24 protein-coding genes are annotated in these 21,864 nt (G+C 61.7%); 16 read left to right on the forward strand and 8 right to left on the reverse strand.

Going from position 1 to position 21,864, the window contains the following annotated elements:
* Positions 1 to 10: 10 nt before the first annotated feature.
* Both V3390_RS02870 and zapE read left to right on the forward strand, forming a co-directional pair.
* Positions 11 to 664 carry an alpha/beta hydrolase gene (locus V3390_RS02870; protein WP_331703273.1) on the forward strand — a complete coding sequence of 218 codons (654 nt, stop codon included), beginning with the start codon at positions 11 to 13 and terminating at the stop codon, positions 662 to 664.
* Entirely contained in the window at positions 661 to 1,755 is a 1,095-nt protein-coding gene (gene zapE, locus V3390_RS02875; RefSeq protein ID WP_331703274.1) for a cell division protein ZapE, read from the forward strand. Before V3390_RS02870 ends, zapE begins: the two co-directional genes overlap by 4 nt.
* Before the next feature lie 17 nt (positions 1,756 to 1,772).
* Here the strand turns inward: zapE and V3390_RS02880 are convergent, their stop codons facing one another.
* Positions 1,773 to 3,098, reverse strand: a complete 1,326-nt coding sequence (locus V3390_RS02880; protein ID WP_331703275.1) for an APC family permease — start codon at positions 3,096 to 3,098, stop codon at positions 1,773 to 1,775.
* Positions 3,099 to 3,114: 16 nt separating this feature from the next.
* Here V3390_RS02880 and queF point away from each other — a divergent pair, with 16 nt between their 5' ends.
* The 8 genes from queF (at position 3,115) to V3390_RS02920 (ending at position 8,515) form a co-directional block, all read left to right on the forward strand.
* A complete protein-coding gene (gene queF / locus V3390_RS02885; RefSeq protein WP_331703276.1) occupies positions 3,115 to 3,975 on the forward strand; it encodes an NADPH-dependent 7-cyano-7-deazaguanine reductase QueF in 861 nt (286 codons plus the stop codon).
* Between the two features lie 97 nt (positions 3,976 to 4,072).
* The gene (locus tag V3390_RS02890) at positions 4,073 to 4,342 is read left to right on the forward strand and encodes a LysM peptidoglycan-binding domain-containing protein (protein WP_331703277.1); all 270 of its coding nucleotides are present in this window, start codon (positions 4,073 to 4,075) and stop codon (positions 4,340 to 4,342) included.
* A gap of 44 nt (positions 4,343 to 4,386) precedes the next feature.
* A complete protein-coding gene (locus V3390_RS02895) occupies positions 4,387 to 4,848 on the forward strand; it encodes a hypothetical protein (protein ID WP_331703278.1) in 462 nt (153 codons plus the stop codon).
* 138 nt (positions 4,849 to 4,986) lie between these two features.
* Positions 4,987 to 5,625, forward strand: coding sequence for a UPF0149 family protein (locus V3390_RS02900; RefSeq protein ID WP_331703279.1), 639 nt, complete (start codon positions 4,987 to 4,989; stop codon positions 5,623 to 5,625).
* A complete protein-coding gene (locus V3390_RS02905) occupies positions 5,622 to 6,383 on the forward strand; it encodes a glycosyltransferase family protein (RefSeq protein WP_331703280.1) in 762 nt (253 codons plus the stop codon). The genes V3390_RS02900 and V3390_RS02905 overlap by 4 nt, the downstream gene beginning before the upstream one ends.
* A gap of 9 nt (positions 6,384 to 6,392) precedes the next feature.
* On the forward strand, positions 6,393 to 6,932 hold the full coding sequence (locus V3390_RS02910) for a pseudouridine synthase (RefSeq protein ID WP_331703281.1): 540 nt from the start codon (positions 6,393 to 6,395) through the stop codon (positions 6,930 to 6,932).
* Between the two features lie 7 nt (positions 6,933 to 6,939).
* A complete protein-coding gene (gene crcB / locus V3390_RS02915; RefSeq protein WP_331703282.1) occupies positions 6,940 to 7,311 on the forward strand; it encodes a fluoride efflux transporter CrcB in 372 nt (123 codons plus the stop codon).
* A gap of 100 nt (positions 7,312 to 7,411) precedes the next feature.
* A complete protein-coding gene (locus V3390_RS02920) occupies positions 7,412 to 8,515 on the forward strand; it encodes a hybrid sensor histidine kinase/response regulator (RefSeq protein WP_331703283.1) in 1,104 nt (367 codons plus the stop codon).
* A gap of 81 nt (positions 8,516 to 8,596) precedes the next feature.
* Here V3390_RS02920 and V3390_RS02925 read toward each other — a convergent pair whose 3' ends face one another.
* Together V3390_RS02925 and hrpB are read right to left on the reverse strand one after the other, a co-directional pair.
* The gene (locus V3390_RS02925) at positions 8,597 to 8,959 is read right to left on the reverse strand and encodes a hypothetical protein (RefSeq protein ID WP_331703284.1); all 363 of its coding nucleotides are present in this window, start codon (positions 8,957 to 8,959) and stop codon (positions 8,597 to 8,599) included.
* Positions 8,960 to 9,079: 120 nt separating this feature from the next.
* Entirely contained in the window at positions 9,080 to 11,557 is a 2,478-nt protein-coding gene (gene hrpB, locus V3390_RS02930) for an ATP-dependent helicase HrpB (protein WP_331703285.1), read from the reverse strand.
* A 30-nt stretch (positions 11,558 to 11,587) separates the two neighbouring features.
* Here hrpB and V3390_RS02935 point away from each other — a divergent pair, with 30 nt between their 5' ends.
* Together V3390_RS02935 and V3390_RS02940 are read left to right on the forward strand one after the other, a co-directional pair.
* Positions 11,588 to 12,373 carry a TatD family hydrolase gene (locus tag V3390_RS02935; protein WP_331703286.1) on the forward strand — a complete coding sequence of 262 codons (786 nt, stop codon included), beginning with the start codon at positions 11,588 to 11,590 and terminating at the stop codon, positions 12,371 to 12,373.
* A 52-nt stretch (positions 12,374 to 12,425) separates the two neighbouring features.
* A complete protein-coding gene (locus tag V3390_RS02940) occupies positions 12,426 to 13,004 on the forward strand; it encodes a DUF2239 family protein (RefSeq protein WP_331703287.1) in 579 nt (192 codons plus the stop codon).
* 86 nt (positions 13,005 to 13,090) lie between these two features.
* On the opposite strand, the gene V3390_RS02945 is transcribed toward V3390_RS02940, so the two are convergent.
* The 3 genes from V3390_RS02945 to V3390_RS02955 form a co-directional block, all read right to left on the reverse strand.
* On the reverse strand, positions 13,091 to 13,747 hold the full coding sequence (locus V3390_RS02945; protein WP_331703288.1) for an NADPH-dependent FMN reductase: 657 nt from the start codon (positions 13,745 to 13,747) through the stop codon (positions 13,091 to 13,093).
* A gap of 135 nt (positions 13,748 to 13,882) precedes the next feature.
* Complete coding sequence (locus tag V3390_RS02950; protein ID WP_331689344.1) at positions 13,883 to 14,686, reverse strand: ABC transporter permease; 804 nt, start codon at positions 14,684 to 14,686, stop codon at positions 13,883 to 13,885.
* A complete protein-coding gene (locus V3390_RS02955) occupies positions 14,683 to 15,639 on the reverse strand; it encodes an ABC transporter ATP-binding protein (protein ID WP_331703289.1) in 957 nt (318 codons plus the stop codon). Before V3390_RS02955 ends, V3390_RS02950 begins: the two co-directional genes overlap by 4 nt.
* A gap of 43 nt (positions 15,640 to 15,682) precedes the next feature.
* Between V3390_RS02955 and V3390_RS02960 the strand changes: the two genes are divergently transcribed.
* The 4 genes from V3390_RS02960 to V3390_RS02975 all read left to right on the forward strand — a co-directional run bounded on the left by V3390_RS02960 (position 15,683) and on the right by V3390_RS02975 (position 20,059).
* Positions 15,683 to 16,438, forward strand: a complete 756-nt coding sequence (locus V3390_RS02960) for an FAD-binding oxidoreductase (RefSeq protein WP_331703290.1) — start codon at positions 15,683 to 15,685, stop codon at positions 16,436 to 16,438.
* 158 nt (positions 16,439 to 16,596) lie between these two features.
* Entirely contained in the window at positions 16,597 to 18,117 is a 1,521-nt protein-coding gene (locus tag V3390_RS02965) for an alpha/beta hydrolase (RefSeq protein WP_331689347.1), read from the forward strand.
* Between the two features lie 11 nt (positions 18,118 to 18,128).
* Positions 18,129 to 18,875 carry an ABC transporter ATP-binding protein gene (locus V3390_RS02970; protein WP_331689348.1) on the forward strand — a complete coding sequence of 249 codons (747 nt, stop codon included), beginning with the start codon at positions 18,129 to 18,131 and terminating at the stop codon, positions 18,873 to 18,875.
* The gene (locus V3390_RS02975; protein ID WP_331689349.1) at positions 18,872 to 20,059 is read left to right on the forward strand and encodes an ABC transporter permease; all 1,188 of its coding nucleotides are present in this window, start codon (positions 18,872 to 18,874) and stop codon (positions 20,057 to 20,059) included. The genes V3390_RS02970 and V3390_RS02975 overlap by 4 nt, the downstream gene beginning before the upstream one ends.
* Before the next feature lie 59 nt (positions 20,060 to 20,118).
* On the opposite strand, the gene V3390_RS02980 is transcribed toward V3390_RS02975, so the two are convergent.
* Together V3390_RS02980 and V3390_RS02985 are read right to left on the reverse strand one after the other, a co-directional pair.
* On the reverse strand, positions 20,119 to 21,084 hold the full coding sequence (locus V3390_RS02980) for an energy transducer TonB (protein ID WP_331703291.1): 966 nt from the start codon (positions 21,082 to 21,084) through the stop codon (positions 20,119 to 20,121).
* Positions 21,085 to 21,128: 44 nt separating this feature from the next.
* The gene (locus tag V3390_RS02985) at positions 21,129 to 21,725 is read right to left on the reverse strand and encodes a ComF family protein (protein WP_331703292.1); all 597 of its coding nucleotides are present in this window, start codon (positions 21,723 to 21,725) and stop codon (positions 21,129 to 21,131) included.
* Positions 21,726 to 21,864: the final 139 nt, after the last annotated feature.

A 21,864-nucleotide genomic window follows, 5' to 3' on the forward strand; every position in this document is an offset into this window, starting at 1 on the left:
CGGAGCCGGCATGAGCGCCGATTCGGTTCGCGTTGACGGCCCCATCGGGCCACTCGAAGCCATCTTCGAGGGCCCTGAGACCGACGCCGTTGCGCAACCCGTAGTTGCGGTCATCTGTCACCCGCTCTCTACCGAGGGCGGGTCTTTGCATAATAAGGTCGTGACCATGACCGCCCGCGCACTGCGCGAGAGCGGAGTGGCTACCGTCCGTTTCAACTTCCGTTCGGTCGGTGCCTCGGTCGGCTCGTTTGACCATGGCGAAGGCGAATCCGACGATCTGGCCGCCGTCGTGGCCGAAGCCCGCCGGCGCTTTCCGGGCTACGAGCTGTGGCTGGCCGGTTTCAGTTTCGGTGCCTATGTGGCCATCCGCAATGCACGCCGGCTGGACGCCAAATACCTGATCAGCATCGCACCGCCGGTCGGTCGTAGCTGGGACTTCAAGGCACTCGAACTGCCGCAGTGTCCGTGGCTGATCATCCAGGGTGGTGCCGATGAGATCGTGGACCCGACCAAAGTGTATGACTGGGTCGAGTCGCTCCAAGGTCTCGCCGAGCCGCCGGAACTGGTCAAAGTGCCGGAGACCACCCACTTCTTTCATCGCCGCCTGATGGATCTGCGGGGTGTGATCAAGCACTCCATCAAACGTTACTTGCCCGGCGCATGAAGCCGTCGGCGCGTTATGCCCAAGGGATCACTGCGGGCGAGTGGCAATCGGATCCTGCGCAACTGCGGGTCCTGCAATCGCTGGACCGCATCCATACCGCGCTGCAGACGGCACCCGCACGCTCCTCGTCGCTGCTAGGTCGCCTGTTCGGTGGCGGCTCCGCTGCGTCGTCTGCGGTACAGGGCCTGTATCTGTATGGCGGTGTCGGTCGCGGCAAGACCTTTCTGGTCGATCTGCTGTTCGATGCGGTCGAAGGCATCCCCAAGCGCCGCACACACTTCCACCGGTTTATGCGCGAGTTGCATGCGCGTCTGCGGACCCACCAGGGCGAACGCGATCCGCTAGTGCAGATTGCGGCAGAACTGGCCGCCACCGCGCGCCTGCTGGTGCTGGACGAATTTTTTGTCAATGACATTGGCGATGCGATGGTGCTCGGCCGTCTGCTCGATGCGCTGTTCGCACAGGGCGTTACCCTGGTGACGACATCGAACATCGAACCCGACGGGCTGTACAAGGACGGTCTGCAGCGCGCCGGATTCCTGCCGGCCATCGCGGCGCTAAAATCGCATTGCGAGGTGCTGCACATGGACAGCGCCACCGACTATCGCCTGCGGGCGTTGACGCAATCGCCGGTGTATCGCGCGCCGCTCGATGCGCAAAGCAATGCCTGGATCGCCGGCCGCTTTGCGGAACTGACACATGGGCATCACGCGAGCGTGACGCCGCTGGAAATCAACGATCGCGAGATCGCCGTGCGCGGCGTGGCCGATGGTGTGGCCCGGTTTGATTTCGCTGCATTGTGCGAGGGCCCGCGCTCGCCATCGGACTATATCGAGATCGCGACCGAGTTCCACACGGTGCTCGTCGGCGGGATTCCTGCGTTCGACGGCAGCAATGACGATGCCGGTCGGCGCTTCGTGTATCTGATCGATGAGCTCTATGATCGCCGCATCAATCTGGTGTGCACCGCTGCAGCCGATCCGGTCTCGCTGTGCACCAGCGCCAAACTCGCGATGCCGTTTGAACGGACCGCATCGCGCCTGATTGAAATGCAGTCGGCCGACTACCTGGCCTCTACGCCTGACGCCTGATCCTTAACGCATTGCGATCAGTTGACGGGCGTGCGCGTTGAGCGGCGTGCCATGTGCAAACCAAAGTACAGAACGATCAGCGCTGCTAACCAAGTGGCGATGGCTTTCCATTCGGTGAGTGGCAAGGTCAGCAGGATGGCGGCCATGATGCCAATCGAAATCAGCGGAACCAGCGGTCCGAGCGGCAAGCGGAATGGCGTGCCGTGTTCCTGCACATTGGATGCTTGCAGTTTCCAAGCCGCTGCGCAGACCAAGGCATAGACCATACAGTTGGCGCCGCCGCTCATGGTGGCGAGCGATTCGAAGTTACCGCCGAGCGCGAGCAAAGTACCGCCTATGGCATGCAGAATCAACGCGGTGCGCGGTACGTGGTAACGCGAATCCAACGAGCCCAGTGCTTTGGGCAAGTAACCATCACGTCCCAATGCAAACAGCAGACGTGACGAGGCGAGCAAGTTGCCCATCAGAAAGCCGAGCATGGATACACAGGCGGTTAGCAGCAAGGCAGTGCGTGCGATCGGCAACAGCACACCCGCCGCATCTGCAATCGGCGTCCTGGTGCCGGCCAGATCGGCCTTGAGCAGACCTTGCGTCACAATCTGCAACGACACATACAAGATGACGACCAGCAACGTACCGATGAGCGTGGCGCGTGGCACATTCCGCGACGGATCCTGCACCTCGCCCGAGGGAATTAGCGCAGTCTCAATACCGGAGTAGGCAAAGATCACTAAGATCATGGCCGGTCCCATTGCGGCCCAGGCCGGCCACCGGGTAAAGCTCACCTGCGACCAGTCCACAAAAGCCATGCCGATAATCGCCAGCACAAACAGGGGCGTGAGCTTGAGACCTGCCAACACGTTGATGGCACGCGAACCGAGCTTGATGCCAAACAGATTGAGCGCAAGCAGCAACACATACACCAGCACGATGGCCACGCGGCGACCCGTCTCCGTACCCACGACCGGAATAAAGGCCTGCAGCTGATCCATCAGCGCTGCGGCCACACCGCCGCTGGATGCGACGTTGCAGATCCACATCAGAGAGCCGGCAACAAAACCGATCAAAGGACCAAAGGCGGCGCGGCCATAGGTGTAGGGACCACCCGTCGTGGCAGCACGCGATCCGGCGGCCGCAAAACACATCGAGATGGGAATGATTGCCAGGGCGCCGAGCACAAACGCCAACGGTGCCGAGGGCCCGAGCCGCTCAAACAGGCGCGATGGCATGGCAAAGATACCGGCACCCACGATGATGTTGACGATCACTGCCGCCAGTCCGAACGGACCGAGAGCTTGCACGAGTTGCCGTTCTGCTGCGCGGCCGCTGAGTTTGGTATCCATGGAATAGAATTAAGGCATGAATCACCCGCACGACTCAACTCTTGGCCGCAGTGTCGAATATCCCGCGCAGTACGATCCCGGACTGCTGTTTCCGATTCCGCGTGCCCATGGCCGCCGCGGCCTGATCAGCGCCGACGGACGCGAGTCCACCGGCGAGGAGTTCATGCCCTTCATCGGGCACGATCGCTGGCATGCGTACGAGGTCAGCTGGCTCAATGCCAAAGGCAAGCCGCAGGTCACCACGCTGACCCTGACGGTGCCGGGCTATTCGCCATTCCTGATCGAATCCAAGTCGCTCAAGCTGTATCTCAACTCGTTCAACTCCGCCCGTCTCGACAACATCGGGACCTTGCTGGATCGTATCGACAACGATCTGTCGGCTGTCGCCGGCGCCGATGTCGAAGTGCAGGTCGGCCTGCCCGAGTTCGCGGGAACCCAGGAGCGCTGGTGGGATGGGCGTAAGGATCCGGTCTTCGACTTGGATACGCTCGATGTTGAGATCAGCCATTACGGTCCGCCGGACTCGAGCCTCCTGAATGCGGATGCGGGTACGGTGGTGCAGGAGGTGCTGACCTCGCAGCTGCTCAAGTCCAACTGCCCGGTGACGTCGCAACCCGACTGGGCCAGCCTGCGAATCGCCTATACCGGACCCCAGATCGATCGCGAGTCGCTGTTGCGATACATCGTCAGTTTCCGTGATCACTGCGAGTTCCACGAGCAGTGCGTTGAGCGGATCTACTGCGACCTGATGCGGCTGCGTCTTAAAACATTGAGCGTCGATGCGCGGTATACCCGCCGCGGCGGTCTGGACATCAACCCATGGCGCGCCACCCCGGCCCATCCGATCCCGCGGGCGTATCGCGACGAACGGCAGTAATTCGGCGTTCAGCGATTTTGCCAAGATCACAATGATTCCTTAACGATCGTCATGCCAGAGTAAAGGCGTGTTTCACCTTTGCACTAGGAGACGAGCAATGAGCAACACCGAAACCCCTGACCTGAGCGGCTTCCAATCGGGCGTTCAATCTACCGAAGAAATCACCGGCGGCTCCGGTGCCGGCGGCGGTGCCGGCGAACAAACCTACACTGTTGAAAAGGGCGACACCCTGTCGGGTATCTCCAAGCAGTTCTATGGTTCGGCCAATCATTGGCGCGATATTTTCGAAGCCAATACCGACCAGCTCGAAAACCCGGACAAGATTTTCCCGGGCCAAGTGCTCAAGATTCCGGCCCGCGCCGAATAATCTACCGTTCTAGACAATTAAGACTGTATTTAAGGGATCAGACAATGAAGGCTAATCGCATTTACGTTGTTGCCGCTGCCGCCGTGCTGGCTACGGCCGCCATGGTCGGCTGCAAGAAGAAAGAAGAAACCGCACCGGTCGCTCCGGTCACCGCACCGGCCGCTACCGTCTCCGTGACGTCGGTCGACCTGGGTAACGCCATCGGCGCCGACAGCAAGGTCTCGGCCACCGGCACCACCTTTAAGCCGATCGACAAGGTCTACGTTTCGGTGAGCACCAGCACCTCGGACATGGCCGCAACCGTTCCGGGCACCCTGGGCGCCAAGTGGTATTTCGGCACCACCGAAATCCCCAACACCGCCAAGGAAAGCCAAATCAACTTTAACGGCACCGGTAACACGGCGTTCGATTTGAGCAACGCCACCGGCATGCCGGCCGGCAAGTACAAGGTCGACATCAGCCTGAACGGCGCTGTGGTGTCCTCCAAGGAATTCGAAGTCAAGTAACCCCTTACGCGACTTCGATCCGAGCACCACTTCTTAGTGGTGCCTACGCCCCGCAACGCATCACGCGTTTGCGGGGTTTTTGTTTGCCGGCGCGCAAGTCGTTACACTGGGAACTGAACTGAATTTGCAGAGCCCATCATGACCACTGAATTCACCGCCCTGTCCGATGAGCAGGTAGACCGTCTGTCCAATTGGCTCGATGAGCATGCCATCAACCATATGGGCATGAACCTGGAAGCGCTCGACGGCTACATGACCGCGCTGGTTCTGTCGCCCGAACCCGTTCCGTTCGAGGAATGGGAGCCCATCATCTGGGGCGAGAACGCAGCCAATGTCGACGCCGATGTGCGTCGTCAGGCGCAGGATTTGCTGACGCTGCACCTGGAGTCGGTCCGCGAGCGCGTCGCGCACGATGCCGAGTCCATCCCCGAGGAACTCACGCCGCTGATGTGGCTCCCCGACGAAGAGGATTTCAACAACGCCGAGGCCGACAGCATTGAGGCCGGCGGCGATTGGGCGCGCGGATTCTTTACCGGTATCGGCCTGCGCGAAACGCAGTGGGATGCATGGCTCGAGAGCTATGACTTTGTCGAAGAGATTTTCCTGTACATGGACCAGCTCGAGAGCGGTGAGGTCATGGACATGGACAATCCCGTGGCTGCCGGTACGCCGGTGTCCTTTAAGGAGCGCATGGAAATCATCGCCGCCTTGCCGACCATGTTGCGTGACTTGGCGCAGCTGCGCGACAAAGAGGCCGCCGCTAAGGTGCTGCAATGACATCCATGCAGCCACGACAGGATGTCGTCAATGTAATCTGCATGAAATGGGGCACCAAGTTCGGCCCCGAGTACGTCAACATTCTGCACAACATGGTGCAGCGCTACCTGGCACGTCCGCACCGCTTTATCTGCATTACCGATAATGCCGAGGGTTTCAATCCCGGCATCGAATCGCTGCCGATTCCGTCGGCGGGTCCGGCCGATACCAACTTCGCTCACGGTTGGCGCAAGCTGGCCATGTTCGCCAGCCCGCTCGGCGATCTTAAGGGCATGACGCTGTTTCTTGATCTTGATGTGGTGATCGTTGACCGTCTCGATCCGCTGTTCGAGTACAAGCCCGGCGAGATCTGCGTGGTGCGTGATTACCGCATGATTCGTGTGCGTGGCGATGACTTCGTCGGCAACACCTCGGTGCTGCGGTTCAACGCCGGCGAGGATCCGCAGGTGCTCGAGGATTTCATCGCGGCATGGGATGGCGACAAGGCCATCTACCGTAACGAGCAGGAGTTCCTGTCGCACTGGTTTCATTCGCGTGGTCGCTGGCAACACTGGCCGGATACCTGGTGCCCTTCGTTCAAGCACGATTGCGTAGCGCTGGGTCCACTGAGTTACATCACCACGCCTAAGATCCCCGAGGGTGCCAAGGTCATCGTGTTCCACGGCGATCCCAAGCCCGAGGATGCGCTGGCCGGTAAAGGCAGCAAGTGGTATCGCAAGATTCGCCCCACGCCGTGGGTGCGTGATTACTGGCGGTAAATTAAGCCGTTGCTGATTGCCTTCTACAAACCGTTTCAGGTGCTGACGCAGTTCACGGACCGCAGTGAGCCGCCGCGTCGTACCTTGGCCGAATTCGGCCTGCCCGAGGATGTGTATCCCGCGGGCCGCCTCGATTACGACTCCGAGGGCCTGCTGCTACTCACCGATGACGGCCGCTTAGCCAATCGCCTGACCGATCCGCGGCACGGCAAACGCAAAACCTACTGGGTCCAAGTCGAAGGCACTCCGGATGTCGAGGCCTTGCGCCAGCTGTCCGATGGCGTGGTGCTGAGCGATGGGCCGTGTCTGCCCGCCCAAGTGGGCGTGCTCGATCCCGCACCGGTGGTGCCGCCGCGCGAACCGCCGATCCGCGTTCGCAAGTCCGTTCCCGATGCCTGGTTAGAAGTAACCATTCGCGAAGGCCGCAATCGGCAAGTGCGACGCATGACAGCCGCCGTCGGGCTGCCGACCTTGCGGCTGATTCGGGTACAGATGGATTCGGTGACGCTCGGCGATCTGCAACCAGGCCAATGGCGCGAGGTGGTGTGAGGTGTCCATGAATTTTCTCTGGGTGGCGTTGGGCGGAGCGCTGGGAAGCGTGCTGCGTTACGCGCTTGGCTTGCGGTTCCCGATCATGCAAGGCCAATGGCCGTGGGCAACCTTCGGGATCAATACCTTGGGCTGTCTGCTGATTGGCATACTGTGGGCATACTGCGAGCGCTCCGCGACGCTGTCGCCGGTAGTGCGTCCGCTGCTGATGGTGGGCGTGTTGGGTGGCTTTACCACCTTCTCCGCCTTCGGTCTGGAGTCCCTGCTGATCTGGCGCCACGGCCAGCCCGCGATGGCCTTGGGCTATATGATTGCGAGCATGCTGGGCGGGCTGTTGCTGGCGGCGGCCGGCGCGGCCTTCGTAGAACGCTGGCTTTGAGGGAACGGTGCCCGCCGACGGTCTCATCACGGACGTTGCGGGTTCGGCGGTATAATTTGCCCAATAATGGGCGCCATTTTCAGGCGTTAGGGTCAACATAATGCTGTTCCAGTACGTCAAGGAGCCCGGGCGGGTTCTCGTCATTGACGATCAGCAAGCCAATCTCGACACGGCCAGAATGCTACTGGAGGCCGAAGGCTATCTCGTCCGCTGCGAGGTGTCGGGCCGGCAGGGCCTGGATGCCATCCCCGAGTTCAAGCCCGATCTGATTCTGCTGGATATGATGATGCCCGGCATGGATGGCTTTGACGTACTGCGCGAGTTGCGCGAGCAGCAGCTGACCCAGCGGATTCCGGTGCTGTTTGTCACGGCCGCCTACGATGACATGACCCTGGAGCGCGCCTTTGATCTGGGCGTGGTGGATTTTGTGGCGCGGCCGTATCGTCGCAACGAATTGCGTGCGCGAGTGAATGCGCATCTGCGGCTCAAACAGACCAACGATCGACTGCAACGCACGGCCCGTGAGCGCGAGGAGGTGGTCAATCTGGTGGCGCACGATCTCAAGAATCCCCTGAGCTCCATCCTGTTTGCTACGCAGATGTTGCGCGATGGCAGTGTCGCGCCTGAGCGTATCGGTCGCTATTACGAGATCATCCAGGATGCCGGCAACGATGCCGTTGGCTACATCCACGATTATCTCGAGCAGCGTGCGGCGCAGACACAAGCCGTGCCGCAAGCCGGCAGAGCCAACTTGACCGCGGTGGCCGAATGGATTGATCGGCGTTATCGCGAGCGCCTGGAACAGACCGGCATGCCTTTGACCGTGATCAAGCCGCCGGAGCCGGTGACCGTGTCCATTGCCGAGCAGGTTCTGCGGCAGGTCGGCGAAAACCTGATCACCAATGCCCTCAAATATGCGCCTAACGCACCGGTCGAAGTTGCCGTGCATGCGGGCGCGCCCGGTTACTGGCGCCTGCGTGTCACGGACCATGGCCCCGGCCTGACCGAATCGCAGCAACGCCAACTGTTCAAACCCTTTGTTCGACTGCACTCCCAGCGCCAAGGCAGCAACGACGAGCGCCTATCCAGTGGCCTCGGACTGTCGCTGGCCAAGCGCACCATCGAATCGCACGGCGGACAGATGTGGTACGAGCGCGGTAGCGATGGCGGCTCCTCGTTCGTGATCGAAGCGGGTGCGGCGTAAGCAAGCACCCCTTACCAAAAACAAAAACCCCGCCGATGGCGGGGTTTTTGCTAAACGGGTGTTACGAACCGGCGCAAACGCTTAGCGATCGTGATCAAAGATCCGGTCGGCATCGCGTTCCTTGATCTTCTTGTTGATCTGGTACGCAGCAGCAGCGACCGCCGCCACGGCAGCGGCCGTCAGCAGCGGGTTTTCCTTGGCCTTGCGGCCAGCCACGACAGCGCCTTTGCGGACGGCCTGGACCTGGTCGTTGGACTTGAGGAAGTCAACGGTCTTTTCCTTGGCGTCGCCGGCGCGATCCACCACGGTTTCGGAGCCGGCCTTTACAAAGTCCTTGGCGGCAGCGCGACCTTGGTTGAACCACTTGAGAGCGGTATCGCTATCGGCATTGCGCAGTTGCTTGCTAACCGCATCAAAGATGTCGGCGAGTTGGTTCTTGCTCATTGTAGGGCCTCCCATTTGGCCAAAATCCATGGCTCCAGCATACGCACGGCGTGTTGGAAAATTGTGATTTTTGGCCCCCGTGGCTGAACCCTGTTCAACTGCCGTTGGGCCGCCGCGGGCTCAGGACTTGCGCGATTCCTGCAGTCGGCGCGTGGTCTTGTGGGTGGGCTCAAAACTGTCGGGGTCGTCCGGCCAAGGATGCCGCGGGTAGCGACCCTTCATTTCCCTCCGCACCTCGGGGTAGGTCTGGCTCCAGAAGCTGCGCAAATCGGTGGTGACTTGCAAGGGTTTGCCGCCGGGCGACAGCAGATGCAAGGTCAGCGGGATGCGGCCATCGGCAATCCGCGGCGTTTCCTTGAGTCCGAACAGTTCCTGCAACTTGACGGCCAGCACCGGCGGGTGGGCGTGGGTGACGGTCTCGCCTTCGGCATTGCGCCACTGTTCGTCAAAGGCGTACTCGATACCGCGCTCCATGCCCGAGGGCACCGTGATCCGGCGCGGACACCATTCGTCGAGCTGGCGCCGGGCATCCCAGGGCAACAAGTTGCGCAGCGCATTGTCGATGGCCTCGGGGTCGATATTGCGCAGGCGGGACTTGCCACGGACCACGGGCAGCAGCCAGCCGGGGTCGGCCAACAGGGCGGCGCTGTCCATGGATGGCCAATCGGCCGTGCGTTCCGGCAGCCAGTGTCGGGCGCAGCGCACCCGCGTCAGCCATTCTTGCGTGCGGTCGGCCAGCGGCAGGCTCGCCATGCCCTGCGCTTGCACGTAGCGGACCAGGGCTTGTGCAGTCTGCTCCGGATCGGCGGCACCGGCGGACTTGCGCTCGGTTTCGATCCGACCGAAGCGCTCGACCTGATAGGCATGCATCGCTTCGGTGCGGGGGTCGAACTCGGCCACCGTCTCGCGGCGCCAGTGGTCGGCAAAACGTTCGCGCAATATGGATTCGGTGATGGGCGCTGCCGCACGGATGCGGGCGTGGGGGCGGTCGTGCTCCAGCTCGGCGACGACCAGCCATTCGTGGCCGCGCAAGTCGGTTTCCGGGTGCAGCACCGCGGTCTGGCCATTGAACAGCTGGTAGCGCAACGGGTCGCGGTCGCTGCGGTGCGCCACGCGATCGAGATAGCCTTCGACCAGGGTCAGGGCGAGATTGTCGGGGTTGGGGGCGCCACGGCTAGGCAGGCGGCGCTGCCATTGCTCACGCAGGCGGGCGGCCGCAGCCCAGTCGCGGCCCTTGGGGTTGGCCAGCCACTCACGATAGAGGCGGACCAGGTCGTCGCTGTGGCGTGCGGTGCGCGATTCGAGCAGGGCCAGCACCGAGGCAATGTCGGCATGGCGGTCGGCATTCAGCACCAGCCGCGCTTGGCGGGGTGGAAGGCCGAGCTGCAGGGCACGGCGCCCGTCGTCGGTCAGGTGGTCGTGCGCGTCGAGAAAGCCGAGGCCGCGAAGCTGCTCGCGGGCTGCGGCCAGCATGGGCTGGGACGGCGAATCCAAAAAGCGCAGGTCGGTGCTGCCCCAGGCGGCGAGCTCCAAGGCCAGGCTGGATAAATCGACTTGGGTAATTTCCGCCCGGCGTTGCGGCTCCAGGCGCTGCGACGAGGGCCACAGGCGGTAGGCGTGACCCGGCGCCGTGCGGCCGGCACGACCGCTGCGTTGAGTAGCGCTGGCCTGCGAGATCGGCACGGTCCGTAGCGCGGAGAGGCCAGTGGTCGGCTCAAAGCGCGGCTCATTGGCCAGGCCGGTATCAATCACTGTGCGCACACGGGGGATCGTGACGCTGGATTCGGCGACATTGGTGGCCAAAATGATGCGCTGGGGCGTGTCCTCGGGGGGATTTAGGACGGCCGATTGGGCATCGACAGGGAGATCCCCGTGCAGCGCCACGGTATGAAGGTCGCTGAGAGACTGCTGCAGGCGGCGGATCAAACCCGTGCCGGGCAGAAACACCAGAATATCGCCCGGGTGTTTTGTTGACGCTTGGCGCACGGTTCGCACCACTAGCTGTTCCGTTCGCTCGTCGCGACCGCCGGCCACGTGCTCGACAGTCACGGGGTAGCCACGGCCTTCGCTCTCGACCACCGGCGCATCCAGAAAAGCGCCCAGAGACTGCAGCTCCAAGGTGGCGGACATCACCAGCAGTTTCAGATCGTCGCGCAGGCCATCCTGCACATCCAGCGCCAGGGCCAGCCCCAGATCCGAGGCCAGTTGGCGCTCGTGGAACTCATCGAAGATGATCATGCCGACGCCGGCCAGCTCCGGGTCATCCTGCAAACGACGGGTCAGCAGGCCTTGGGTCAGGACCTCGATGCGGGTGCGGGCGGAGATGCGGTTCTCGAAACGGATGCGATAACCCACCGTCTCCCCGACCGGCTCGCCGAGCTGGGCGGCCATGAAGGTGGCGGCGTTGCGGGCGGCCACGCGGCGCGGCTCCAGCATGAGGATGGTGCCTTCGACCAGGCCTGACTCCAGCACGGCCAGCGGCACGCGCGTCGTTTTGCCGGCACCGGGCTCGGCCTGCAGGATCACCCGCGGATGCGTGCGCAGCGTGTCCAGCAACTCGGGCAGGACGGCATCGATGGGTAGCGCGGCATCAGTCATTACGGGGCAGTCTAAAGTAAAATCGCACGGATGAAATTGATCGACATCGGCGCCAACCTCACCCACGACAGTTTTGACCGCGATCGGGCGCAGGTCATTGCCGATGCGCAGGCCGTCGGCGTGGAGCAATTCATTGTGACCGGGGCCTCGCGTGAGCACTCGCCCATGGCGCTGGAGCTGGCCCGCGAGTATCCGGGTGTCTGTTACGCCACCGCCGGTGTGCACCCCCACCACGCCACCGAATACACGGCCGAGTGCGATGCCGAGATGCGCGCCCTACTCGCCCACCCCGAGGTGGTCGCCGTCGGTGAGTGCGGTCTCGACTATTTCCGCGATTTCTCGCCGCGACCCGCTCAGCGCCGCGCTTTTGAGATGCAGCTCCAGACCGCGACTGAGATCGGCAAGCCGCTGTTCCTGCACCAGCGCGATGCGCACGCCGACTTTCTCGCCATGATGGCCAATTTCGAAGGCCGTCTCGGCCCCGCCGTGGTCCACTGCTTTACCGGCACCCGCGAGGAGCTGTACGACTACCTAGATCGGGACTGGTATATCGGCATCACCGGCTGGCTCTGCGACGAGCGTCGTGGCCAGCATCTGCGCGAACTGGTCCGCGATATCCCCACCAATCGGCTGATGATCGAGACCGACGCGCCCTACCTGCTGCCGCGCACTCTCAAGCCGATGCCCAAGGACCGCCGCAACGAGCCCAAGTACCTGCCCCACATCCTTGAAGAGCTGGCGAGCGACCGTGGCGAGTCCCCCGAGACCACAGCAGATCTCGCCACCGAGAACACGCGGCGATTTTTTACCTTGTAAAAATAATTTAATCTGGGTAAATTGATAGCTCAACAACCCGGAGTCGTTCGAAATGTCCAGTCAGTGGTTAGCCTTTGCCGGCTCGGATCGCATCGCAAAGGGCGAGCCGCTCGAAGTCGCACTGGCCGCCCATGCTCAACTGCTGACCGATCCAACCGTGACGATTCTGGCCTTCGACGCGGTCAGTAGCGAACCGGTCGAGCTCGATTTGCGCGGCACTGCCGAGGACGTGAGCGCCCGCATTCTCGCCGCGCAGCAGGCCACCGCCGCCATGCTGAAACGCGGTCGGGGCCGTCCGCGTCTGGGCGTAGTGAGCAAGGAAATCACTTTATTGCCGCGTCACTGGGAGTGGCTGCAGGGCCAAAGCGGCGGGGCATCGGTCACGCTGCGCAAGCTGGTCGAACTGGCCATGAAGGCCGAGCCGAACGCCGCCAACTCTCAGGCGAGTCTGGAGTCGGCCTATCGCTTTATGACTGCCATGGCCAGCAATGCGCCGGGCTACGAGGAAGCAACCCGTGCGCTGTTCGCTAAAGATGCCAACAAGTTTGCCAAGGCCACCCGCAAGTGGCCGCGCGATGTCCGCAAGCATGCCCGCAAATTGGCGGGCTTTGCCCTGGGCGTCGTAGTCTGACATTTTATTTTACGTCGCGATGCGAAGCGCGTGACACTACCCAACAATGGGTGAAAGCCAAAACAACCAAATTCTTGAGTTAGGTATTAGACGCCAGGTGCATCACGCTCGGGAGGGGCACGTCTGAAGGGCGGGGATGCTGCGAAAGGGTCCAAGACCGCGCGCTGATGCGCGGCTGCAGCCGCCCACCAATGAAGCTGCTCGGTGCCGCGATTGGCGTAGCTTGCCCAACGGCCTTCCTCTTGGCCTGGAGCCAGCGTTCCGTCTGCTTGAAACACTTTATCCGCCCGCGGAAAGTGCAACATCGCAGAAACAGGAATACAGCCCAACTCTGACAAGAATGGGCGCATGCCCACCGCCGCGCGCGTGCCGCCCCACTGGCCGCTTGAGTACGTGGCAATCAAGCTTGGCTTGAATGAAAAGACGGAGCTGGGAAACTGGTTCAGCAGGTCGGACAGCGCAGGACTCATTGAGTGGTTGTATTCGGGGCTGACCATGACATATGCATCCGCCTGCGCTATGAGACTCTCCAAACCGGATAGATGCGAGGGCTTCGCGTTATCGGAGTAGGAGAATGCAGGCTTGAACGTATCAGTGGCCGGGTAGTCCAACGGATCAATAAGCGTTGCTTCAAAGCGGCCGGCAAGCTGCGACATCAGGAACGCGCAGACACGCTCACCCAGTCTTGCCGGAAGCGGTGGTGATGACTTGCGGCGTGAAGCGAGAAATACGAGAGCCTTCATTTATTTGGTCTTGAGATCTAGCGTTCGAGCTGTGCTCACTCGTTCAGCATCTCACAAATTGCCTTGACCGCTGATTCCGGCTTTCGTGGAGGTGAGTGGTCAAAAACTCGCCACTTTGCGCAAAGCGCTACGGGATCAGGAACGCAGACCGGTGCCGCGCTTGAGCAGGAACAGCGCCAGCGCGCCCAAGCCGATCACGAATGCAAACATCAGACCGAACGAAGTCCACATCGGCACATCGGTCTTATCCAGCAAGCCGTAGCGGAATGCGTTGACGATGTAGAACACCGGATTGAAATGGGTCAGCGTGCGCGCCCAGTCGGGCAGCATCTCCGTCGAATAGAACACGCCACCCAGATAGGTCAGCGGGGTCAGGATAAAGGTCGGGACGATGGCAATGTCATCGAACTTTCTGGCATAGACCGCGTTGATAAAGCCGGCTAGCGAGAAAATTGTGGCACCGAGCAGCACGGTCAGCAGCGTGATCAGCGGATGCGGCACGGACAGGTCCGTAAAGAACATGGAGATGACCAGTACGATGGCGCCGACCATCAGGCCGCGCAGCAGGCCGCCGCTGACGTAGCCGAGCAGGATGACCCAGTTGGGCATGGGCGAGACCAGCAGTTCCTCGATATGACGGCCAAATTTGGCGCCGAAGAACGAGGAGGAGATATTGCCGTATGCATTCTGGATCACAGACATCATGACCAAGCCTGGCACGATAAACGACATGTACGACACGCCGCCCATATCGCGCACTTGCGAGCCGATCAGCTTGCCGAAGATCAGGAAGTACAGTGTCATGGTGATGGCGGGCGGCACCAGGGTCTGGCCCCAGATGCGCATAATGCGCGCCACTTCGCGGCGGGCAATGGTGAACAGCGCCGTGAGGTTGGCGCTAGCTGGTGAAGGCGTGGTGGTTGTCGTTACGGAATTCATGCGGAAGCCCCCAGAGTGTTCATGGAACCACCGGCGGTCAGGCGGACGAACAGCTCTTCGAGTCGGTTGGATTGCGTGCGCATGGAGCGCACCCGGATGCCATGGTCACTCAGTGCATTAAAGACGCTGTTGAGATCCATAGCCCGCGGCATTTCTAGCGCCAGCGTGTGATCGTCTTCGCGCTTGAGCACCGTGCCTTCGATGGCCGGCAGGGTTGCAGGGATGTCGCCTTCGACATCGAGCAGGAAGCCCTCGACATCGAGTTTGGCGAGCAGGGTTCGCATGCTGCCGTGCTCAATAATCTCGCCACGATTGATGATGGCCAGATTGCGGCACAGCGACTCCGCCTCTTCTAAGTAGTGCGTAGTCAGGATGATGGTGGTGCCGGCGCGATTGATCTCGCGCAGGTTCGTCCACATGTCGCGGCGGATCTCGATGTCAACACCGGCGGTGGGCTCATCAAGAATCAGCAGACGCGGGCGCGTCATCATGGCGCGGGCAATCATCAGACGACGCTTCATGCCACCTGACAGGGTGCGGACCATGACATTGGCCTTGGCGGTCAGATGCGCGCGTTCGAGTTCCTGATCAGCTCTGACTAAGGCCTCGGCGCGTGGCACGCCGTAAAAACCGGCGTAGTTGACCAGAATGTCGCGCGGAGTCTCAAACATATTCATGTTGATTTCCTGCGGGACCAGGCCGATCTCACGCATCGCACGCGAGCGCTCACGCACCAGATCAATGCCGAAAATCTCGACCGAACCGGAGCTCAAGTTCACCAGCGATGAAATGATCCCGATCAGAGTGGACTTGCCGGCACCGTTAGGACCCAGCAAGGCGAAGAAATCACCAGGTTCCACATCGAGGGTGACGCCCTTGAGAGCGGTGACATCGTTGTCATAAGTCTTGCGCAAATCACGAACGCGCAGGGCCAAAGTAGAGGAATCAGACATCTCGAACACAGGCCAAAGAGGGCAAACGGTTATTATAGGCTTCATGCATCCGCAATTCCCGATTCGTCTGCTCAGTGCCCGTCCGTTGGCACCGACGGTCTACCACTACGTGTTTGAACGGTCCGATGGCGATGCTCTGGATTTTGTGCCGGGGCAGTTTATCCAGCTCCATTTTGAATATGCCGATGGCACGGCGGCCAAACGCAGCTACTCCCTGGCCACGCAGCACGATCACGCGCTCGGACCCGGCGAGGCAGTCGAGTTTGCTGTTTCCTTTGTTCCCGGTGGCCGGGCCACCGCACTATTCGAGAATCTCGCGGTGGGTGACACCGTGTTTTGCAGCGGCCCGTATGGCCGCTTTGTACTGGACGCGACCGATCGCAACGCGCGGTATCTGCTGATCGGTACCGGCACCGGCATCACACCTTATCGGTCCATGTTGCCGCAACTGGCGGCGCTGATGGCCGAGCGCGGTGTCCAAGTTCACCTGCTGCAGGGTGCGCGCACCGGCGCCGAGCTGCTGTATGCCGATGAGTTCACCGCATTTGCCGCCGCAAACCCATTGTTCCACTATCATCCGTGCCTCTCTCGTGAGACCACGGAGTTCACCGCGCCCAATGTGACGCCGATCCACGGCTATGTGCAGCAGGCCCTGGATGCGATCAAACCCGACGCGGCAACGGATATCGCCTATCTGTGCGGCAATCCGAACATGGTCGACGCGTGTTTCACCGACCTCAAGGATCGCGGCCTCTCCACCCGTTATATCCGCCGAGAAAAGTACGTCAGCAACGTGTAATGCCTTAAGTGACGGAGCGCCGTCCGGCCTTCGTTACTAATGGCATACGCAAAAATCTGCCAGTTCGGCATTATGGCAGGGATCAATCGCGCATTCGTCGGTCGATGGCCATGCTGACCGTTCGACTGTTTCAAGGATCTATAAGGACCTGAGTAAGTATGACGAAAGTTAGTTGGATGCGACCCGCCGCCATTGGGCTGAGCACGGCAGCGCTGTTTGCGCTCGGCGGTTGTTCGCCCAAGCCCGCAGCCGAAGGCAGCGAATCGGCGCGCAAATGGGGCGACATTACGTTTGAGCCCTGCGCGCTGGCGAGCAAGCAAGGTCTCGATGCATCAAAAGCCTATTGCGCCAAGACCAAAGTGGCCGAAGATGCAGCCAATCCCAAGAGTCGACAGATTGAACTGAATCTGGCCTGGATTCCTTCGGAGAACGGTTCGCTTAAAGATCCCATTGTGTTTCTTGCCGGCGGTCCCGGCCAGGCCGCGGTGGATTACGCCAGCTATGCGCGTGCCATTCTGGCGCAGGCCAATCGCAATCGGGATCTGCTGCTGATCGATCAGCGCGGCACGGGCGAATCCAATGTGCTGTCCTGCCCTAAGGCCGAGGCGCGGTTTGAACTCGAAGATGTGCAGCTGACGCCTGCACAGCAACTCGAGGCCATGAAGGTCTGTCAGGCCGAGGTGGCAACCAAAGCCGACACGCGCTTCTACACGACTACGGATTTTGTTCGTGATCTCGAAACCGTGCGACAACGCTTAAAGGTGCCGCAATACAATCTGGTTGGCATCTCCTACGGCACGCGCGTTGCGCAAAAGTATGCGCAGGCACATCCCGCTAACGTTCGTAGCATGGTGCTCGATGGCGTGGTGCCGAATCGTCTGGTGGTCGGCGGCGAGTTTGCGCGCCAGCTCGACAACGCGCTGAAGGCTCAAGATGCTTACTGCGCCAAGGACAAAGCCTGCAAGGCTGAGTACGGCGGCAATCTCTCCCAGCGCCTGCGTGATCTGCGTATCCGCCTCAATGCGGCGCCGGCTTCGGTGCAGGTACGCGATAACGCCACCAATGATCTCAACACGCTCACGATTGATGGCACTCGTCTCACGGCGCTAGTACAGAAACTGGCGTACTCACCCGAGGCCATGTCCATCTTGCCCTTGCTGATCAAGCGTGCCGAACAGGGCGATTATCAGCCGCTGGGTTCACTGATCAACGCCACCTCCGATAACAGTTACGGTATCGAGGCCGGCCTGTTCATGTCGGTGGTTTGTGCCGAAGATCTGCCGCGCTGGAGCGCGCAGACGGCTGCCGGTGATCAGAACTCACTGCTCGGCCGTGATTTCCGCACGGAATATGCAGAGGCCTGCAAGTACTGGCCATCGGGTACGGCGCCTAAAGATTTCTCTGACACGCCGGTTAGGCAAATACCCACGCTGATGCTGTCGGGTGAGCTCGATCCGGTGACGCCGCCTGCGTATGCAGCCGAGATCGCCAAGTTCTATCCCAATGGTCGTCAGCTGACACTCAAGGGCTCGGGTCACGGTTCGATGATGCGCGGTTGTACTGCGCGCCTCACGGCGCAGTTTATTGATCGCGGCGATGCCAAATCGCTCGATGCCAAGTGCCTGGATTCTCTGGGCTTTATTCCGCCGTTTACCGGCTTCAATGGCTGGGAACCTTAAGGAGAGCGGACATGATCATCGCCAACGATTTGCATAAAAGTTTCAAGGTCAAAAAAGAACTCGTCAACGCCGTGAATGGCGTCTCACTCGAAGCGCCCGATGGTCAGATCACCGGCCTGCTGGGTCCCAACGGCGCCGGTAAGACCACCACCATGCGCATGCTCTACACGCTGATGCGTCCCACCAGCGGCACGGTCACTATTGACGGTATTGATGCGATTGCCAATCCGATCGAGGCACGTGAACGTTTGGGCGTGTTGCCCGACGCGCGTGGCATCTACAAGCGCCTGACGGCGCGCGAGAACATCGAATACTACGGTCGTCTCAACGGCATGAACGACGCCACGATCCGTGCCCGCATCGAAACGCTGGCCGATTCGCTGGAGATGCGTGACATTCTGGATCGCCGGACCGAGGGCTTCTCGCAAGGTCAACGCACCAAGACCGCCATCGCGCGGGCGCTGGTGCACGATCCGCGCAACGTGATTCTCGATGAGCCCACCAACGGTCTCGATGTCATGACCACCCGTGCCATGCGCGAGTTTCTGATGCAGATGCGGCGCGAAGGCCGTTGCGTGATCTTCTCGTCGCACATCATGCAGGAAGTCGCAGCGCTATGCGATCGCATCATCATTATTGCCAAGGGCCGGGTGATGGCGGCGGGGACCCCCGACGAGCTGCGTGCGCTGGCGGGCAATGACAACCTTGAGGATGCCTTCGTCAAGCTGATCGGAACCGAGGAGGGCCTGCACGCATGAAGACGACCGCTTTCCTTAGTTTCGTGACGGTGCTTCGCAAGGAGCTGATGGACACCTTCCGTGACCGTCGCACCATGATCAATCTGCTGCTGGTGTCGCCGCTGCTGTATCCCCTGCTTCTGATCGGCATGGGCAAGGTGGCTAAGGACCGCACCGAGACTCAGCTGCAACAGCCCATCACGCTGGCGGTTGTGAATCGCGAAGCGGCCCCGAACCTGATGAACTTCCTGAAGGCTGCAGGAATCAACGCAACCGACGCACCCAAGGATGTCGAGGCTCAGATCCGCGATCAGCGTCTGGATATGGCCCTGGTTGTGGACGAGGAATACCCCGAGAATTTCCGTACCGGTGAACCGGCTACCGTCGAAATCATGACCGACAGCACCCGGCGTAATGCCGATACCCTGGTGGGCCGACTGCGTGATGCCCTGGACGTGTACAACAACCAGGTCGGCAGTCTGCGCCTGACCGTGCGTGGCGTCAGTCCGCTGCTGGTCAAGCCGGTCAACGTGGGTACGCGCGATCTGGCGCCTGCGGCGGCCAAAAAGAACGGCTTTCTGGCCTTTATGCTGCCGTACCTGCTGATGCTGACGGCGTTCCTGGGTGGTGCGGCCTTGCTGTTCGAAGCGACTGCCGGCGAACGCGAACATCAGTCCATGGAGCCCCTGCTGACGACCGCTTCCAAGCGGGGCTCGATCGTGTCGGGCAAAATGGGCGCGGCCACGGTCATCGGCATTCTTTCGATTGTGCTGACCTTGCTGGGCTTTAAGCTCGGCGCACTGATCGGGGGCGAGTCGGCCAAGATGATGGACGTACCTTTCGTCACCATCATCTCTCTGGTCTTTATTCTGCTGCCGCTGGTGGTGCTGGGTGCCGCCCTGTTGACTTGGCTGGCCGCGCGCGCCAAGACCATGAAGGAGGCACAGTCGCTGATCGTCATCCTGATGCTGATGCCGATGATTCCCGGTGTGCTGCTGATGATTAATCCGATCAAGGAAAAGCTGTGGCATTTTGCCGTGCCGTTCCTGTCGCAGAACCAGCTGATCCAAAAACTACTGCGCGAGGAATGGATCTCGCCGCAAGTGTGGGCCACCTACTTTGCCGGCGCGTTTGGCGTGGCCGCGGTGTTCTGGGTGCTGGCCGTGCTGCGCTATAACGATGAGCGCCTGGCCATCTCCGGCTAATGCGCTAGCGCTATAAAGCGTTCAACCGGCGGTGGGCCTACGTGCTGACCGCCGGTTTTTTATTGCGCGCCTGCAGGTGCGAAGGCAAAGGTGCGACGTAACGTCAGCGGCGCCGGTTGCGCGGGGTACTTCCATTGTTTGACGGCATCGAGGGCCGCGCGGTCGAACACGCCACGCGGTGTCGCTTGCACGACGCGCGCGCTGATGACGTGACCGTCGCGGCCGACGGTGAGCTCTACGGTGACCTCGCCGCTAATGCCGCCGGCGAGTGCCGCCCGCGGATACTTCGGCTCGGGGGCGGACAACTCCTGCTGCGATGCGCGTGAAGTTGCCGCCGCAGCCGGAGGCTGATCGGCGCGCGACTCACCGGTTGGCGTGGCCGGTGCAGGCGTGCTCGCTGAAGACGTGGCCGGGTCCCGCGGCGAGGCGCTACCGGAGCCGCTGACCGGCGCGGTGGATGTCTGTGCCGCCGCCTGGGCCTGGGCCTGCACCCGTTCGCGCGCTATCGCCTTGGCCGCCTGTTGCCGCGTCAACTCGCGAGCCCGTTCGGCCTGCGCCGCCGCCTGCTGCCGCGCCGCCAGTGCGACCGCCTGCTCCCGCTCGCTCATCAACCGTGCAATCGCCGGGTTGGCACTGTCGGCCCGCCGCAGTAGCGCCATCAGCCGCTGATACTCGAGTCCGTCGGCCACGTGCAGGGACTGCTCGGTGGCGGCGATCAGCATCGGCGTCGCATCAATCAGCTGCGAGGTCACGCCGACATCGCCCGGCAACTTATCGCGCAGAGCCAGCAAGTACTCGAAGGCATTGTCTCCCGCCGGCGCATACAGGCGCGTCTGAGCTTGCGCCTTGCTCAGGCTGGCCCGTAGTTCGTCGACAGACAGCGCGCTGAGGCCGGCATCTGCGGGTGCGGGAGTGGTGGTGCCCGTGGTGGCCGAGGTGTCGGCATTGGCCGTCGGTTCGCGGCTGCAACTGACCAGGACCAGAGCGAGACCGGCCGTAAAGGTGACATGCGCAAGTGTCTTCATTCGCTGATAGTCGCCAATGCCCGCGCCGAGCGCAAGCGTTACCGCTATTCGGTGACGGCCATGACCCAGGCCTCGACCCGCGGCACCCCCGCCGACCGCACGGCCAGCGCTGCCTCGCCGACGGTCGCGCCGGTGGTGAAAACATCGTCGATAATGGCAACAAAGGACGGCAAGTTACCTTTAATGGTGGCGAACGACGCCGAAAATGCCCATTCCAGATTGCTTTGGCGCTGTTCCATATCCATCTCCGACTGGCGACGAGTCTGGCGCACACGGCGCAGAGATTCGCCATCCAGCGGCAGACCCAGGCCGCGCGCCAAGGGCCGCGCCAGCTCCAAGGGTTGCTCGAAACCGCGCTCGCCCAGCCGGGTGGTGTGCAAGGGTAGGGGCAGAATCCGGTCGGGCATCGGCCACTGCAATGCCTTCGCCCGGGCGACGAACAGCTCGCCCAGAAGCCGCGCGGTGGCCAGGCCGCCGTGAAATTTGAGCTGCGGAATCCAGGCATCTACCGGCGACTGGTATCGGAACAGGGCGCGCAAGCCGTCGATGGGTGGTCGCTCGTAGTCGCACAGTGCGCAGGCGGTGCGGTCAAACTGACGCGGCGGCAGGCCGCTGAAGACGGCCTCCACATCCGGCGCCAAGGGCCGAGCGCAGAAACGGCACACCGCATCCGCCTCTATATAGGGAAGGCGCAACCGGCACGCCCGACACACCGCAGGCCCCGCCGGACAGGGCGCCTGACACAGGCAGCAGCGGGTCGGGAGCCAGGTTTCGAGCCAC

It is taken from the genome of Aquilutibacter rugosus (assembly GCF_036541335.1).
Taxonomy (GTDB): Bacteria; Pseudomonadota; Gammaproteobacteria; order Xanthomonadales; family Xanthomonadaceae; genus Aquilutibacter; species Aquilutibacter rugosus.

Excerpts from the sequence above, each read along its gene's own strand:
- V3390_RS02945 (WP_331703288.1), bottom strand. The coding sequence starts at position 13,747 with ATGAAGGCTCTCGTATTTCTCGCTTCACGCCGCAAGTCATCACCACCG.
- V3390_RS02970 (WP_331689348.1), top strand. The coding sequence starts at position 18,129 with ATGATCATCGCCAACGATTTGCATAAAAGTTTCAAGGTCAAAAAAGAA.
- V3390_RS02870 (WP_331703273.1), top strand. The coding sequence starts at position 11 with ATGAGCGCCGATTCGGTTCGCGTTGACGGCCCCATCGGGCCACTCGAA.
- V3390_RS02895 (WP_331703278.1), top strand. The coding sequence starts at position 4,387 with ATGAAGGCTAATCGCATTTACGTTGTTGCCGCTGCCGCCGTGCTGGCT.
- V3390_RS02980 (WP_331703291.1), bottom strand. The coding sequence starts at position 21,084 with ATGAAGACACTTGCGCATGTCACCTTTACGGCCGGTCTCGCTCTGGTC.
- V3390_RS02940 (WP_331703287.1), top strand. The coding sequence starts at position 12,426 with ATGTCCAGTCAGTGGTTAGCCTTTGCCGGCTCGGATCGCATCGCAAAG.
- V3390_RS02950 (WP_331689344.1), bottom strand. The coding sequence starts at position 14,686 with ATGAATTCCGTAACGACAACCACCACGCCTTCACCAGCTAGCGCCAAC.
- V3390_RS02965 (WP_331689347.1), top strand. The coding sequence starts at position 16,597 with ATGACGAAAGTTAGTTGGATGCGACCCGCCGCCATTGGGCTGAGCACG.
- zapE (WP_331703274.1), top strand. The coding sequence starts at position 661 with ATGAAGCCGTCGGCGCGTTATGCCCAAGGGATCACTGCGGGCGAGTGG.
- V3390_RS02905 (WP_331703280.1), top strand. The coding sequence starts at position 5,622 with ATGACATCCATGCAGCCACGACAGGATGTCGTCAATGTAATCTGCATG.
- V3390_RS02935 (WP_331703286.1), top strand. The coding sequence starts at position 11,588 with ATGAAATTGATCGACATCGGCGCCAACCTCACCCACGACAGTTTTGAC.
- queF (WP_331703276.1), top strand. The coding sequence starts at position 3,115 with ATGAATCACCCGCACGACTCAACTCTTGGCCGCAGTGTCGAATATCCC.
- V3390_RS02975 (WP_331689349.1), top strand. The coding sequence starts at position 18,872 with ATGAAGACGACCGCTTTCCTTAGTTTCGTGACGGTGCTTCGCAAGGAG.
- V3390_RS02955 (WP_331703289.1), bottom strand. The coding sequence starts at position 15,639 with ATGTCTGATTCCTCTACTTTGGCCCTGCGCGTTCGTGATTTGCGCAAG.
- hrpB (WP_331703285.1), bottom strand. The coding sequence starts at position 11,557 with ATGACTGATGCCGCGCTACCCATCGATGCCGTCCTGCCCGAGTTGCTG.
- V3390_RS02880 (WP_331703275.1), bottom strand. The coding sequence starts at position 3,098 with ATGGATACCAAACTCAGCGGCCGCGCAGCAGAACGGCAACTCGTGCAA.
- V3390_RS02960 (WP_331703290.1), top strand. The coding sequence starts at position 15,683 with ATGCATCCGCAATTCCCGATTCGTCTGCTCAGTGCCCGTCCGTTGGCA.
- V3390_RS02890 (WP_331703277.1), top strand. The coding sequence starts at position 4,073 with ATGAGCAACACCGAAACCCCTGACCTGAGCGGCTTCCAATCGGGCGTT.
- V3390_RS02900 (WP_331703279.1), top strand. The coding sequence starts at position 4,987 with ATGACCACTGAATTCACCGCCCTGTCCGATGAGCAGGTAGACCGTCTG.
- V3390_RS02925 (WP_331703284.1), bottom strand. The coding sequence starts at position 8,959 with ATGAGCAAGAACCAACTCGCCGACATCTTTGATGCGGTTAGCAAGCAA.
- crcB (WP_331703282.1), top strand. The coding sequence starts at position 6,940 with ATGAATTTTCTCTGGGTGGCGTTGGGCGGAGCGCTGGGAAGCGTGCTG.
- V3390_RS02920 (WP_331703283.1), top strand. The coding sequence starts at position 7,412 with ATGCTGTTCCAGTACGTCAAGGAGCCCGGGCGGGTTCTCGTCATTGAC.